Annotated in this window: 10 protein-coding genes; 4 read left to right on the plus strand and 6 right to left on the minus strand. The window is 59.7% G+C overall.

Translation table 11 applies throughout. From position 1 onward, the window contains the following. Positions 1-153: 153 nt before the first annotated feature. The 4 genes from EPN96_07950 to higA all read left to right on the plus strand — a co-directional run bounded on the left by EPN96_07950 (position 154) and on the right by higA (position 5,438). Complete coding sequence (locus EPN96_07950; protein ID TAL16783.1) at positions 154-558, plus strand: hypothetical protein; 405 nt, start codon at positions 154-156, stop codon at positions 556-558. A 134-nt stretch (positions 559-692) separates the two neighbouring features. Continuing rightward, positions 693-3,935: a carbamoyl-phosphate synthase large subunit gene (gene carB / locus EPN96_07955; protein TAL16784.1), complete on the plus strand. Its 3,243-nt coding sequence runs from the start codon at positions 693-695 to the stop codon at positions 3,933-3,935. Positions 3,936-3,938: 3 nt separating this feature from the next. Next, positions 3,939-4,736 carry a dihydroorotate dehydrogenase electron transfer subunit gene (locus tag EPN96_07960; protein ID TAL16785.1) on the plus strand — a complete coding sequence of 266 codons (798 nt, stop codon included), beginning with the start codon at positions 3,939-3,941 and terminating at the stop codon, positions 4,734-4,736. Positions 4,737-5,153: 417 nt separating this feature from the next. After that, positions 5,154-5,438: an addiction module antidote protein, HigA family gene (gene higA / locus EPN96_07965; protein ID TAL16786.1), complete on the plus strand. Its 285-nt coding sequence runs from the start codon at positions 5,154-5,156 to the stop codon at positions 5,436-5,438. A 907-nt stretch (positions 5,439-6,345) separates the two neighbouring features. Here the strand turns inward: higA and EPN96_07970 are convergent. The 6 genes from EPN96_07970 to EPN96_07995 all read right to left on the minus strand — a co-directional run bounded on the left by EPN96_07970 (position 6,346) and on the right by EPN96_07995 (position 15,680). Continuing rightward, a complete protein-coding gene (locus EPN96_07970; protein TAL16787.1) occupies positions 6,346-9,651 on the minus strand; it encodes a M20/M25/M40 family metallo-hydrolase in 3,306 nt (1,101 codons plus the stop codon). Between the two features lie 8 nt (positions 9,652-9,659). After that, the gene (locus tag EPN96_07975; protein ID TAL16788.1) at positions 9,660-10,370 is read right to left on the minus strand and encodes a hypothetical protein; all 711 of its coding nucleotides are present in this window, start codon (positions 10,368-10,370) and stop codon (positions 9,660-9,662) included. 89 nt (positions 10,371-10,459) lie between these two features. Further along, the gene (locus EPN96_07980) at positions 10,460-11,389 is read right to left on the minus strand and encodes a rhomboid family intramembrane serine protease (GenBank protein ID TAL16789.1); all 930 of its coding nucleotides are present in this window, start codon (positions 11,387-11,389) and stop codon (positions 10,460-10,462) included. Positions 11,390-11,492: 103 nt separating this feature from the next. Next, positions 11,493-13,712 (minus strand): response regulator, encoded by a 2,220-nt coding sequence (locus EPN96_07985; protein ID TAL16790.1) that lies wholly within the window; start codon positions 13,710-13,712, stop codon positions 11,493-11,495. 586 nt (positions 13,713-14,298) lie between these two features. Next, a complete protein-coding gene (locus EPN96_07990; protein TAL16791.1) occupies positions 14,299-15,360 on the minus strand; it encodes a hypothetical protein in 1,062 nt (353 codons plus the stop codon). Positions 15,361-15,422: 62 nt separating this feature from the next. Next, entirely contained in the window at positions 15,423-15,680 is a 258-nt protein-coding gene (locus EPN96_07995) for a hypothetical protein (GenBank protein TAL16792.1), read from the minus strand. Positions 15,681-15,791 lie beyond the last annotated feature (111 nt).

Raw genomic sequence — 15,791 nt, forward strand, 5'->3', positions numbered from 1 at the left:
GGATTTTTAGGAGATGTAGAAAAACGTCGCGAGAAGATCCGGTTACAAGGAGACGTCTAGCGAGAAGCGAGACGAACTGGTAGTTAGACGAGCTTTCGACGACCATCAGGCGCTACTGGATATCGTTTACGCCCTCACGCGAAGGAGATTTTAATGGCCGGCTCGAAAAAATCAATCTATCTGGCCCCGGATACCCTTAGAATCCTCGGCAAAAGCGACAGCCTTAGCGGTCGGGTAAACAGCATTGTCACTCGTTACGCCGCCATCACCGCAGACGAGCGCCCGAAGTTATCTACCAGCGAGTGGATGCTCCTTTGCGATGTGCTTAACGAGTCGATACTCGATACTGACAACAGAGGCAACGATCCTGCCCGCTTTATCTGGGCCTTTGTCGCCGACTCCAAGCCGAACGGAACGGGCGAGAAACGGGGAGTTGACACCAAGGCTCTTTCCGCCCGGATCCGCGAGATGAGTTATGCTCAGCAGGTGTCCATAATTGAGGTGGTAACGCGTTTTTTGGCGCAAGGCGGGACGGATGATTTTGATTTCGCTGAATAAAATAATCCAGTCCTAAACGGGCCGGAAGGCGTAGCCATGCAGATACTTTGCCTGCGTCTGATCCGGCTTCCGAGGTCAAGAAGAAGTAAACTGGTTCACAGCAGTTTTTCAAAACCTCTTAGCGGAAAGATAAGATGCCTAGAAGAACAGACATCAAGAAGATACTGATTATCGGCGCGGGGCCCATCGTCATCGGTCAGGCGTGCGAGTTCGACTACTCGGGCTCTCAGGCCTGCAAGGCGCTTCGGGAGGACGGCTTCACCGTCATACTCCTCAATTCCAACCCGGCCACCATAATGACCGACCCGACGATGGCCCACCGCACCTACGTCGAGCCGATAACGGTGGACGTTCTGGAAAAGATAATCCAGGCCGAAAAGCCCGACGCGATACTCCCGACCCTCGGCGGCCAGACGGCGCTGAACACGGCGGTGGACGCGGCGAAGATGGGGATACTCGACAAGTACAACGTCGAGCTCATCGGCGCGAAGCTCCCTGCGATCCAGAAGGCGGAGGACAGGGCCAAGTTCAAGGAGGCGATGGAGCGGATAGGTATCGACCTTCCCAAATCCGGCTACGCGCACAACCTCTCCGAGGCGCAGAGGATAGTCGAGCACATCGGCTTTCCCGCAATCATCCGCCCCTCCTACACGCTGGGCGGCATGGGCGGCGGCATAGCCTACAACAAGGAGGAATTCGACAGGCTCGTCTCCTGGGGGCTCGACATGTCGCCGGTGAGGGAGATACTCATCGAGGAGTCGATAATCGGGTGGAAGGAGTTCGAGCTCGAAGTGATGCGCGACATGAAGGACAACGTCGTCATCATCTGCTCCATTGAGAATTTCGACGCGATGGGCGTCCATACCGGCGATTCCATCACCGTCGCCCCGGCGCAGACCCTCACGGACAAGGAATACCAGATAATGCGCGACGCCTCCCTCGCCATCATCCGCGAGATAGGCGTAGACACCGGCGGCTCCAACATACAGTTCGGCGTTTGCCCCGATACCGGCAGGCTCGTCGTAATTGAGATGAACCCCCGCGTCAGCCGCTCCTCGGCGCTGGCCTCCAAGGCCACCGGCTTTCCGATAGCGAAGATCGCGGCCCTCCTCGCCGTGGGCTACACCCTCGACGAGATAATGAACGACATCACCGGCGAGACCCCCGCCTGCTTCGAGCCCACCATCGACTACGTGGTGACGAAGATTCCGCGCTTTGATTTCGAGAAGTTTCAGGGCGCGGATTCCACCCTCACCACCCAGATGAAATCGGTCGGCGAGGCGATGGGAATAGGCAGGACCTTCAAGGAATCCTTCCAGAAGGCTATCTCCAGCATGGAGAAGGGAATGCCCGGCCTCGTCTCCCGCATGGGCAAGTACGCCCATTTGCCGGAAGAAGACCGTTTTGACCTTCTCCGCGAGAAGATACGGGTGCCCAACTGGGAGCGGATCTGGTTCATCGGCGACGCCCTCCGGCAGGGGTTCACCATTAAGGAGATTTACGACCTCTCCGGCATCGACCCGTGGTTTTTGGAGAACATGGAGCAGCTCATCAATTTTGAGGGCGAGCTGAAGGGTTTTCGCGGCGCGAAGGAAAAGCTCACCCCCGCGCTGCTGCGAAAGGCGAAGGAGTGGGGCTTCTCCGACATCCGCATCGGTCAGCTTCTCGGCGTCTCCGAGAGCGAAATATCCGGGCTCCGGCGCGAGTTTTCCATAATTCCGGTCTTCAAGCGGGTGGATACCTGCGGCGCGGAGTTCTTCGCCAAGACTCCCTACCTCTACTCCACCTACGAGAGCGAGTGCGAGGCCTCCCCCACGGACAAAAAGAAGGTCATCATCCTCGGCGGCGGCCCCAACCGCATAGGGCAGGGGATAGAGTTCGACTACTGCTGCGTCCACGGCGTACAGGCCCTGCGCGAGGACGGCTTCGAGACGATAATGGTCAACTGCAACCCCGAGACCGTTTCGACCGACTACGACACCTCCGACCGCCTCTACTTCGAGCCCCTCACCTTCGAGCACGTCATGAACATAGTAGACGTGGAAAAGCCGTGGGGCGTAATCGTCCAGTTCGGCGGGCAGACCCCGCTGAAGCTGACAAAGGCGCTGGAGGCCGCGGGAGTCCCCATCATCGGCACCTCGCCCGACGCCATCGACGTGGCGGAAGACCGCGAGCGCTTCCAGAAGCTGCTGAACGACCTCGGCCTTCGCCAGCCCAAAAACGGCATAGTGCGCAGCATCGAGGAGGCCATAGCCAGCGCGAAGGTTATCGGCTACCCCGTCGTAGTCCGCCCCTCCTACGTGCTCGGCGGCAGGGCGATGGAGATAGTTTACGAGGAGAAGAGTCTTCGCACCTACATGGCCGAGGCGGTGGACGTATCCCCCGAGCATCCCGTCCTCATCGACAAGTTCCTGCGCGACGCGATAGAGGTTGACGTTGACGCGGTGTGCGACGGCAAGACCGTGGTCATAGGCGGCGTGATGGAGCACATAGAGGAGGCCGGAATACATTCCGGCGATTCCGCCTGCTCGCTGCCGCCTTACAGCCTCTCAAAGGAGCTGGTGGACGAGATACGGGAGCAGACGGCAAAGATGGCCCTCGGCCTCGGCGTCGTCGGCCTCATGAACGTACAGTTCGCCATACAGGGCGACGTGATCTACGTCCTCGAAGTCAACCCGCGCGCCAGCCGCACCGTCCCCTTCGTCTCAAAGGCCACCGGCGCGCAGCTCGCCAAGATCGCCGCCCGCGTCATGAGCGGCAAGACCCTGGCGCAGGCGGGCTTCACAAAAGAGATAATTCCTCCCTACGTCTCGGTGAAGGAGGCTGTCTTCCCCTTCATCAAGTTCCCCGGCGTAGACCCCATCCTCTCCCCCGAGATGCGCTCCACCGGCGAGGTGATGGGCATAGACAACGATTTCGGCATGGCCTACCTCAAGAGCCAGATAGCGGCGGGCAACCGCCTTCCCCTCTCCGGCGCTGTCTTCATCTCCGTCAAGGACGAAGACAAGAATGACGCCGTGCAGCTCGCCAGGCGTCTCGTCGAGGACGGCCTCAAAATAATGGCAACGAAGGGCACGGCCGCCAGCATGCGCGCGGCGGGTATAGAGGTGCGCGAGATAAAGAAGATCGCCGAAGGGCGCCCCCACGTCGTGGACGCGATAGTCAACGGCGAGGCCTCGCTCATAATCAACACCATCCTCGGCACCAAGGCGCGGGACGACTCCTACAAGATCCGCAGGGCCATTCTGGAGTACCAGATACCCTACTTCACCACCATGGCCGGCGCGCGCGCAGCCGTGAGCGCCATCCGCTCGACGCGCAAGACCGAGATGACAGTCACGCCCCTTCAGGACTACTACAAGCGCCTGGAGAAGTAGGCGTTGAGCGCACAGGGGTTTCTCACCACCTGCCGGGTGACGCGCACCGAAAACCTTGGCGGCGGCTACCACCGCCTTGCGGTTCGCCCCGATTTTAAGTGCGATCCCGCGCCGGGGCAGTTCGCCATGCTGAGGGTGAGGGGAGGGATGGGAGGGGTGAATCCGGTTGACCCTCTCCTTCGCCGCCCGCTCTCCATTCACCGCCACGGCGGCGGCGAGCTTGAATTTCTCTTCCGGGAAAAGGGTCTCGGGACGAAGATACTCGCCGGACAAAAGGCGGGAGACACGCTAGACATCCTCGCCCCCCTCGGCAAGGGCTTCAAGGTCGAACGGGAATATCCCCTCCTCATCGGCGGAGGCATCGGCGTCGCCCCCCTTCTCTACCTGGCGGAAGACTGCCTCGCGAGGGGGTTTCGGCCCAAGCTTCTCCTCGGAGGCAGAACAGACCGCGACATCCTCTGCCACGGCGAATTCTCCTGCATCAACGTCCCCGCCCTCTACTCCACCGAAGACGGGAGCCTCGGAGAAACCGGCCTCGTCACCGAACTTCTGCTTAGGGAGATCGAGGCCAGGGACAAGACGAAAATGAGCGTCCACGCCTGCGGCCCCGTCCCCATGCTCGCCGCCCTCGCCCGCATCTGCGAAGCGGAATCCGTACCCTGCGAAGTCTCCCTCGAATCCCACATGGCATGTGGAGTCGGGGCTTGCCTCGGATGCGTGGTAAAGGGAAGGAATGGTGCGAATCTTCGCGTTTGCAAGGAAGGACCTGTTTTCGACTCCCGCGAGATTCTCTGGGGGTAGGCGCTTTCTGACGGCTTTCGGCTTTTGGCGTTTTGCCAGCAAATGTAGGTTGTGGTTGAGCGAAGCGAAACCCAACAAAACATTAGTGTAATTCTATACTTGCGGGGCTCTGCCCCGCTCCCCCTGGCACTTCTTTTAGAAAGAAGTGCCCAAGAAATCGGCCCGGACCCGTCGCTCGCGCTATAAAAAGCGCGACCACTTCGTTCCGGCTGGGCCGTACGGGGCACTCGCTCCGCTGTCGCTTCGCTAAGACCCCGCGCCGGCCCGACGCCTCCACTCGTTGCGCCGCGTACGGGCCCCGAAGGGGAACGAAAAGAAAGCTCGCCGATAAGAGGAGTAAATTTTTCTCTTATCGGCTCGAAGGTAGTTTGTTTACAGCTAGCCAAAGTGTAGATAATATTGCCTTAGGAGGCTGACATGACCCAAAATCCCCCTCATCCCGGCGAGGTGATCCGGGAACTGTGCCTTAACCCCCTCGGCATCACCGTAACCGAGGCCGCTAAATCCCTTGGCGTTTCCCGCAAGGCCCTTTCCGAACTTCTCAACGGACACGCGGGCATAAGCCCCGAAATGGCCGTGCGCCTCTCCATCGCCTTCGACACTACCGCCGAAAGCTGGCTCACCCAGCAGATGCAGTACGATTTGTGGCAGGCGGAGAAAAAGAGGGGAGAGTTGAAGGTCAAGAGGTTGTTGGCGGCATAGAGGCGGCTATAAATATTTTAATCGCGAAAACAAAGAAAAGAGGCGCTTTATGACAGGAAATTCTTGGCTAAGCGACATAGCAACCATTTTGAGCATATTGACCCCTCTTTTAGTCATTGGATTTGGAGTTTACTTTCATAGGCGTTTGGAGGGCATCAGGGCTGAGGCTTCGAGGCAATCTGATTTCCGCACGAAATGGGCGGAGCAGTTCTTTAACTGCTGCCAGGATTTTCTTCGTGCAAATGAACGCAATTTGGCTCTTATATGCCGTTTCCCCGGTCTTCCAGACAAGAACGGTAGTTCGGCAATTGAATTGACAAAAGAGGTGGAGCAATTGCATATACAGATAACCGAACTCTCAGTGCGAATACGAAGGTGTTTGGTTTTTGCTCCGAAGACAGGACAGGTAGCGGTAGTTGCCGCAAAAGAGTGTCTAGACCTCGTCAGCAATTCACTAAAGGCAAAACATGTTAATGTTGACGAAATTATCGAGAGCATGAACCGGTTCAATAAATTGTCCCGTGATTCGCACGCTGAAATGCTTGGCATTTGATCTTCAGCCATGTAGGGTGGGCTCGGCCCACCTAATAAAAAAACCTAATGTAATTCTATAATTGCGGGGCTAATCCCGCCCCGCGCCCCGGACCCCATTTCCTTTGACCGCCCAAAGGAAATGGGGGAAAGGAAAGGCGCGCCCCCTTTGCGCCAAAGCGCTCGTTCGTCGCTCGGCGAGCGCGCAAATCGCCACGGGCTCATGGCGCGCTCGGAACACCCTCGCTCTCTCACTCGCTGGCGCCGGAGGGCGTGGGGAACGAAAAGAAGGCTCGCACACGAGCAGAGATTTTTTTGCTCTTGTGCTCGAAGGTGTTTTTACAGCTACAAATACAACAGAGTGATAGGCACCGGACTACCTCTCCTGCACCTTCACCTCGGCCGACATCTCGCTCTCTCCCCGTTTCCAGGTCAGCTTTACGGTATCTCCGGGCTTTTGCTTCCTGAGTAGCTCGGAGTAGCCCTTCAGGTCGGCGGCCTTCTCGCCGCCTACGGCGGTTATCACGTCTCCGGCCTCAATCCCCGCGCCCTGCGCGGGCGAACCCTCGGCGACAGAGGAGACCTTTACCCCTTCGCCCTCCCAGGAAAAATCGGGGATGATGCCTATGCTGACCTTTCTGCTCCCCCCCGGCTGTCCGGGGTGGGACGGGGCGGCTGAAGGCCGGGACGCTCCGGCCAGAGTGGAAGTCAGCGGTGTCTCCCTCGCCGAAAGGTATTCCACAGCCTCTTTCGCGACGGCGGCGACGGCGGCGAGGCCCTCCGGGTCGATCTTTTCAGGGGTATCCGCCGGGGAATGGTAATCCGGGTGGGCTCCGGTGAAGAGCTGAACTGCGGGAATCCCCTTTTCGATGAAGGAGGCCTGATCGCTTGAGCCGAAATCTTTCGAGACGGATTCGACCTTCGCCCCCGTCACGAAAGCGGCTCCGTTGAAGATATGCACCCATTCCCTGGCCGACCCGGCCCCGAGGGCGAGGAGTTTGCCGTCTCCAAGACGCCCCACGGTGTCGAGATTGACCATTCCGATAGTCTTTTCCGGCGGGAAAGAGTTCGGAGCCGAGAGATAGTGGAGAGAGCCCGCCCTTCCGGCCTCCTCGCCTGAGAAAAGGACGAAGACAAGCGCCCTTTCGGGCGAGCTTTTCGCGAAATAGCGTGCCAGTTCGAGAAGGACGGCGACCCCGGAAGCGTTGTCGTCGGCCCCCGGATGGAGCTTTCCCTCGTTGCCTTTCTTCGCCTCCGGCCAGCCGAATCCCAGATGGTCGTAATGGGCTCCCACCACCACGCTTTGCCCGGCGTAGGCGGGATTCGAGCCGGGAACCATCGCCGCGACGTTTTGGAGCGTCACCGTAGCGCCCTCCGGTCCCTTCATTCTGAATTCCTGAAAGTATCCCTCCGGGAAGGCCGGAGCCAACCCCTCCTTTTTCAGTTCCTCCGCGAGGAGCCCCGCGGCGAGCGAAACCCCCTTCGTCCCCGCGCCCCGCCCCTCCATCTCGTCCGAGGAGAGCTTTTCGATTGTCTTTTGCATCCTTTCGCCGGAGAAAACCGGGGGAAGGTCCGCGAGAGGCCTGGTTTTCGGCAGCTTTCCGCGCTCGGACAGGGGGGTGAGGTAAAAGGTCAGCGGCGAGCCCACGGCGGGCCAGCGTCCCTTGACGATGTTGGCGGGCTCTTGCCCCTCGAAGCCGAGGTAGCTGTACTTGTTGTAGTGGGGGAGCTTGCGGGTGAGGCCGTCGAGCGGCTCCGGCCCGTCGGCGGCGAGAAAGGCGACAGGGGCCTTGGGATTGTCCGGATTTCGCCCGGTTACGACTACGGAATGTCCCGCCCGCTCTACGGTGGAGCGCTCAAGGTCTGTTGCGCTATCCGAAAATACCGCCGGGTAGGTTGAAATCGCCTTTCTGAATTCCCCGAAGAAGTTGTTCTCCCACCCGAGGACCCAGACCGCCCTGTCGCCGGGTAGTTTTTCGATTTCCGAGTCCAGCGTCACTTTAATCTCCGACTCCCCCGAGGACGCCCAGTTTTCGGCGAGTTTTCGATAGGCCGAAAGCAGCTTTTCCTCCGCCTTCGAGGGAAGGACCATCAGCACCTTCGGGTAGCCGAAGACCCCCGAAAGCGCGGGCGGGGTCTCGCTTGCGTCGAGAAGGCGGAAGAGGTCGAACTCCGGGTCAACGTCTACCCGGAGGGGGGGATTGGGAAGCTCGAACTCGAAGGAGAGCTTGTCCCCCTCCAGACGAAGCTGTTTCAGCTCGGTCGAGCCGTCTTCGAGAGTTATCTGCACGGGCACGGTGACTATGTAATTCTTGCCGCCCTGCACTTGCTCGATCGTTCCCCGGAGCTTTCCGCCGGAATAAGAGGTTCCCGACAGTTTCATGGAGAGAGCGCCGGTTTCCTTCACCCACTGGTCGAAAAACCACCCCAGCTCCTTTTGCGAGACCTTTTCAAAGGCCGCGCGAAGGTCTTCCCAGGAGGCGCTTTGCCACTTGTTTTCCTCGTAAAAGGTTCCAAGCCCCTTGCGAAAAGCGTCGTCCCCCAGCTCCCGCCGGAGCATGTGAAAGACCATCAGCGCCTTACCGTAGCCGAGCGCTTCGGAGGCCGAGCCGTGGCGGGAGACGAAGGAGGTGAGGGGTGCGTCGGCCTCACCGGCGACGTAATCGGCGTATTTTTGCAGGGTCGATTCCCTGTACTCGTGGCCCTGCCCTGCCTGTTCCCTAAGGAGGTGGTCGGCGAGGTAGGCCGTCAGCCCCTCCGACCAGTTGCCGGTGGCGTAATCCGCGTAGACGCTGTTTCCCCACCAGTTGTGCAGTATCTCGTGGGGATAGGAGGTGCGAAGTATGAAGGGGAAGCGGATTATCTTCGGGCCGAGGAGGGTGAAGGAGGGCATGCCGAAGCCGGTCTCCCAGAAATTCTCCACCAGCGCGAATTTCGAGAAGGGGTAGGAGCCTATCAGGGCTTCGTACATCGTCACGTACTGGATGGTCGCGTCGAGGTATTTCTGGGCGAGCGCGTCGTCCGGTTCGCGCAGGTACGCTTCCGCGAGAACTCCCTTTCCCTTTTGGACGTACCTTTTGAAGGGGGCGCTGATGAGCCAGATGTCGTTCTGGGCGCTCCTCGAGTCCCAGACGACCTCGCCCTTCCCCCCCTCGCCCTTCCCCCCCTCGCGCCGCTCCCCCTGACTCACTGCGTCCCACCCCTTTGGGAGGGTGACGGTCATGGTGAAGGTGGAAAGCGATTCCTCGCCGGTCACGGGGTACCAGAAAGACGAGGAGGAGAGAACGACCCCCTCACTGCTGATGATTCCCGGCGTCGAATTGAACCCCCGGGCGTATTCCTTCCCCACGGGTTCCAGCTCGTGAAAGATCACCCCCGAATACTCGATGGTGAAAGAGTTTTTACCCTTCTCCGGCACGGCGCGGTAAGCCTTTGCCCACTGCGGCCCTCCACTTTCGGGGAGTTGTTCCAGAGCGGCTCCGTAGGCTTTCGGGTCGAGCCCTTCGTGTAGCCGGAAGACGAATTCGACGCTCCCTTCGGGAAGGGTGACTGTGTCTTTTACGCCGAGCGAGCGCGTTTCGGGCGAAAGCGAGACCGCAAGCTCGTGGTTCACCGCTTCTGAAATTTTCTGACCGGCGAGCGAGGCCGGTGCCGCTGCGAGAAAAGCGATTAAAAGCGCCATGCAAAGCCTCATTTAGCCATCTCTCCGTTCGTCGGGGGCTTGCCCGCCGGGATTATCCAGAGGTAAACCGTGGCGGGTTCCTTCTGCCGGGATACCATAAGCTCCGAGGGTGCCGAATCGAAGCGAAGCTCCATCGCCCGTTCGACCGCCTCGGGCATTATCCTCATCATATCCCCGTTCTGCTCCAGAAAGGGGAACTCCGAGAGGTAGCGGAGGGTGTCGCCCGTCCCAACCTCGCCGAGGGTCACCCAGCCGGGGTTTTCAATCACGACTTTTTTCGCCGGACCGAATCTCTTCTCGTACCAGCCGAGGGAGGAGGCGAGAACGGCCCCAGCTCCCGAAAAGGGTATGGCCCGGTGCGCCAGCCTCATCCGCGCGTTTTCTTCGGATACCACCGCTCCCGCCGCCAGAAGCGCCTCCCCCGCGCGCGGCGCGAGATCGCCGTTGAAGTAGACCGCTTTTGAGAACATCGCGGAGGCGGAGTCGAATTCGCCTTTGGAAATCCTCAGTTCGGCTTCCCCGAACCAGAGAGCGCCGACTTCTTCGTTGAGGCGCGGCTCAATCTTCACCGCCTGATCGAAATACTCCTCGGCCAGGATGAAATCGCCCTCTAAAAGGCGGTTCTTTCCCTTTGAAAGCGCGTCTTCTCCCTCGCCTGCGAACGAAAAGGCGGGCGTCAGAAAAAGCAGAAGAATTACGAGGATATTTCTAAGAGACATGTTCTCTCCCGAAAACGGGCCGAAGCGGTCATTTCAGGGAGAGATTCTATCAGCTAGGAGTGAGCGTTTCAGGAAAAAATTAGGGGGATTTACTTTGAGAGGAAGGCGAGCGCCCAGGAGCCCGTGAGGAGCGCCAATCCCGCAAGCCCCGCAAGGGGCTGCAGCCAGCGCGACCGGTAGAAATTCTTTCCTGAAACCTGTTCGAGGGGTAGCCCCAGGAGAAAACCGCAGAGAAGACCGGCGATGTGGGCCGTGAAATCCACGTTTTCGCCGGGGCCGCCGATCATCGAGAGGAGGGCCGCGCCCGCCCCCAGAGGGGCCAGCCAGCGCCGCCAGGAGATCGTATTTCTCCTTCGCGCGGCGAAGGCGCAAAGGCCGCCTATGAGGCCGAAGACAGCGGTGGAAAGGCCGATGCTGGAGTGGGGCATGCCCTCGATGAAGACGGTGAGGAGGTTCCCGAGCCCCCCGGCGAGGAGAAGGAACAAAAATCCCACGCCTATCCCCGCCTCCCTGCTGAGCCAGGCGAGAAAAAAAGCCCCGGTCAGCGCGTTCGCGCCGAGGTGCTGGAAGCCGGAGTGAAGGGTGAGGGCGGTCACCGACCTCCACCACTCTCCGTAGAGGAATATCTTGAGGGCGCTGACCCGGCCCGCCTCCCTGAGGTGCGAAAAGACAGGCTTGGTGGTGAGGTCGTGAAATACCGCAAGGCCGCTCATCACCGCCACAGAGAAGAGAAGCTCGTCCCCGGCGGGCTTTTCGTCGGCGGGGAGGGCGGGGGGAGGCCAGTCCAGGTTTTCCTTTTCGTAGAGGGCTATCTCCCTTTCGGCGCGGGCTATGTCGGAGGGCAGGACGTAAATAGAGGTAATTTGCCCGAGCCTGCGCATGCGGTGAGGTATTCCTCTGGCCTTGAGCACGAGCGACCAGACGGCGCCCTTTGAATCCCCCGCGCTTGCCGCTTCGCGCCACCCCGGAATTTCTTTTTGCGCTTCTCCGGGGTAGCCGCCGTTTTTGGGTTCGTCCATAGCTCTTTAGCCGTCCACAAAAAGCAAAGAGGCTTTTCGCCCCGGTGTAAGCGCAGGTCGCCTGTGCCGCGCACGAATAAACATAAGTCTCAAATTTTAAGTGTCAATTGAGGGAGGAGAGCCAATTCAGAATCGCCGCTTCGGGAAGGGGCTTTTCGAGAAAACCGTTTGCGCCTAGGGCGAGCGCGCCAGCTCTGGCTTCTTCGAGGGCGCAGGAACTGAGGACGAGAATCCGGCACTCTGGCGAAAGTTCCTTCACGGCCTCAATCACCTTTCGCCCGCCCGCTCCCGGAAGCAGAAGCTCGGTGACCACTCCGCAGACGTTTTCGCCGCTTTTTGAAAATTCCCCGAGCGCGGATTCCGCGTCTACGAAGTGCAGGGCGTTAAGACCGCTTTGGAGGGCGAGGTCGCTCACGCGGGCGCGTACGACAGGATCGGGATCGACGACGATGATGCTGTCGCGAAGCCTGGGAAGGATTATCTCGAAGCGCGTGCCGGAGGGTGAGGGAAGGAGCGAAAGGGTTCCGCCGCACCGCTCGATGAGGACTCTGGATACCGCCAGCCCGAGCCCGCTACCCTTGCCGGAGGGTTTCGTGGTGTAAAAGGGCTCGAAAATCCTCTCCCGCTCCCCCGGCGGTACGCCGGGGCCGTTGTCAAAGACCCGTAGCGACACCCCGCTCCCGCTCTTTGCCGCTTCGACCCTTATGACGCCGCCTTCTTTATCGCCGAGGGCGTCGCGGGCGTTAAGGAGCAGGTTTATGATTACCTGTTCGAGGTGGCAGCCGTCGGCGGCTACCGGAGGGAGGCTTTCCGCCAGGGAAAGTTCGAGGGCGACATTTCCCGGAAGCGCCTTTTTTTGAATTTTAGCGACGGCGGGGAGGAGTGCGGAAAGTGAAACCGCACTCTTTTCGCCCTTTGCGCCGTTGCCGGGTTTTGAAAGCCGCCTTGCGATTTCCCCGCCCCGGAGGGCCGCTTCCCTCGCTGCATAAAGGGCTTCTTCGTCTTTTTGCCCCTGAGCCTCGTCGCAGCAGGCCACGATGGTCTGGAGGATGTTCCCGAGGTCGTGGGCGACCCCCGCCGCGTATATCTCCTCCGAAAAAAATCCCTTTTGCCTTACCCCGCCGATAACCACCCTGAGGGCTTCCCCGGAGGCCGTCTTTATCCAGACAGCCCTGACGAGACCTTCAAACTCGCCCGACTTCCCTGAAAAAACCGACCTGAAGGGCGGGGTCCCCTCTGTAAATCCCGCCACCGATTCCCGCAACTCGCCCGACCCTCCCGCCCTGGCGAAACTCCAGAATGTTCTGGAGAGAAGCTCCTCGCTACCGAGGCCGAAGAGTTTTTGGGCCTCCCTGTTCGCGGAGAGGACAAGCCCGCTCTCCGGGTCGATGACGAGGGAAGCGTCCCCCTCCAGCTCCTCCCTTATTTTCCGGGTGTTTCCCTCGCCGTTTACGTTAAGGAAGAAAAAGTAGCCGTAAAAGGAGTCGGCGACGCTCAGCCGGAGGGTCTTCCCGCCCTCTTTTTCCAGAGTAAGGGCGCCGCCCCGCCCCCCGGAGACCCACTCCGAAAATTTTTCGCGGTCTTTGCCTGAAAAAAGCCCGGCGGCCGGCGCTCCCAGAATTTCATCGGGCTCTTTTCCCGTCGCCCGGCAAAAGCCGCCGCTCGCGAAGACCACCCTCATTCCGAAATCCGCCAGCAGCACCCCGGAAGGAGAAGCCTCCGCGCTCGAAAGCAGCTTTGCCGCCGCCCTTTCGCCCACTGCGCGAAAGATGAGAAAGCCGAGGCAGAGGTAGCCTCCGGTGACGATAAAAATCAGCGCGCCGTCCCATCCCGTAATGAAGCGCTGTCCAAGGCCGAGGAGTGACAGCGCGGCGGTCAGTCCGTCGCACCGGATGACAAGAGAGCTTCCGGCTCCCCCTTTCGGGGAAGGCAAAAAACCGCTCGCGGAGACGATAAACGCACAGAGGTAAACGGGAAGGGAGGAGGCGGAGGGGGAGAGCCCCAACAGGTTTGCTGCGATTCCCCACAGGACCAGCGCGGCGGGGAGCGCAAGGAAAACGGGAGAGGGTTTGACGCCCTGAAACCTCCGGTTTCCGAGCGCGAAAAAAAGAAGGGCGAGCGCGCCGAGAGTCTGGAGAAGCCCCGCAGGCAGCGAGGAATAAAAGTTAAGGGAGAGGATTCCCGTCAGATACCTCAGCGAGAGGAGAAGAAAGGCAACGGGCCAGAAGCGCGGGGCGTCGCGCCCTCTGGCGAGAAGGTACGCCGCTGCGGCGGAGGCGAGGGCGGCGACTCCCCCGAAGGAGACCAGAAAGCTCACCCACATCTTTTTTCGCCCCCTTTCCCCAGCTTTGAAGAAAATCGCCCGCGAACCAAGAGATTGTCGCGCCGTTTCGGTTTTTCGTCAATCGTTTGCGGTGAAAAGGCAAGGTTCCGCGAAATCAGGGCAAAAAAATGCCCGCTCCGCAGGAGGGCGCGGGCGGGCTAAAACAGGGAAGGTTTATTGTTCCTTCATTTGTTTAGACGCTATCTCCTTAAAAAAGATTACAAAGGTTTTAATTATTTTTTCCGGCGCGGTTTTTCCGCCCCCGGCGTCGTCATGTCCTCGCTCAAGGGCTCGCCGTAGCGCCGCTACTGCTTCGCCTTTTCGCTGCGGGATTCCTCGCCGGGAACGGAAAAACCGCGCCGGGGCGAGGCCTGGGCGCGGGAGTGACGGCTATTATAAGATAACCATACGGCTACGGAAAAACGTCGCGAGAGCCAGATGAGAAGCGCTTTTCAATCCGGCAAACTATTTTGGCGAAGGGCAAGGAGTCCGCAGGGCGCGTGGTCGAAGGCAGTATCGCGTAATACGCCAAGACCCGCGCCCGAGAAACGACGCAGCCATTCGCCGAAAGAGGAAGCCGGAAGTGCTACTCCCTCCAGTCGGCGATGAACACGTCGGTCGCTCTCGGCTTCTGCGGATTCCTGTTCGAGCAGAAGGAGAGCTTTTTTCCGTCGGGGGAGAACATCGGGAAGGAGTCGAAGGTGTCGTTGTAGGTGAGCCTTTTGAGGTTGGTTCCGTCGGCGTTCATCAGGTAAAGCTCGAAATTGTGGCCGAATTTTCCTATGTCCGCCCGCCAGTCGTCCATGTTCGAGCTGAAGATTATCCTCTTGCCGTCGGGGTGCCAGGAGGGCGACCAGTTCGTCGCGCCGTTGTCGGTCAGCCTCACCTTGTTCGAGCCGTCGGCGTCCATCAGCCAGATGTCGAGCCGCATCGGAAAGATGTAGTTGAAGTCCATGCAGTCTTTCCACTGCGCCTTTTCCTCGGGGGTCTGCGGGTGCCAGGCGCGCCAGACTATCTTCTTGCCGTCGGGTGAGAACCACGGCCCGCCGTCGTAGCCGTAGGTGTCGGTGAGTTTTTTGACGTTTCCGCCGTCCGCGTCCATCGTGTAGATGTCGAAGTCGCCTCCGCGTTTGGAGCCGAAGACGATCTTTTTGCCGTCGCTGGAGACTATCGGCTCCGCGTCGTATTCGGGATTGTCGGCGGTGAGGTCTTTGGGGTTGCCGCCGTCGGCGTCGGCGATGAAGATGTCGTAGGGGAAGAGCGCCCAGACCATGTGCTTGCCGGGGAGGTCGGGCTTGGGGGGGCAGTCCTCCGGCAGGTGCGCCGTCGAACCGTAGACGATTTTCTTGTCGCCGGGCAGGAAAAAGGAGCAGGTGTTGGCGCCGTGGTCGGGGCTGACCATCTTCTTTTCGGAGCCGTCAGCCTTCATCGTCCATATCTTGTCGCAGCCGCGGCCCCCGCGGTTCGACTGCCAGATCAGCATCGAGCTGTCCCAGCTGAAATAGGCCTCCCCGTTGTCCCCTTCGCCGGTGAGCTGGGTGACGTTTTTAATATAGCGCTCTTTCGGGTTGTCGAGAGAGGGGGTGTCCGCTCCGAAAGCATCCGCCGCCGAAAGGATAATAACGAGCAAAAGCGCTCTTCTTAGCATGGCTGTCCTCCGTTCGTTTTTGCGAAGGAATTATAGCACGCGGCGTTTTTATTTTGGAGCTTTCAGCCGTCTTTTGAGGAGGCGATAAAGTCATAACGCAGAAGAAGAGAGGCGAAAGCGACGAGGATGAGGGCGGTGTACATGAAGACGGCCGCGATGTCGCATTCCGTGGAATCGAGCAGTTCCAGAGCCCCTAAAAGGGGAAGGAGGCCGAAGACGGCTATCGTCAGGGCCGAAAGAGGGGTGCCTTCGGTTTCATAGCGCTCGGTGATTCTTTTTAAAGGCGGCAGAAAAAAAGAGATGAGTTTTGAAAAAAACAACGGCAACCCTGCTATAAACAGGATTACAGCGGTAGCCCCGGTTGTCGCCCTTCCCCTCATCCCACCCAAGAGCGCCCTCGGCCGCCAAGATGCGGCTAACGGGCACACGCC

It is taken from the genome of bacterium, from assembly GCA_004322275.1.
In the GTDB taxonomy this organism is placed as follows: Bacteria; Desulfobacterota; Deferrisomatia; order Deferrisomatales; family BM512; genus SCTA01.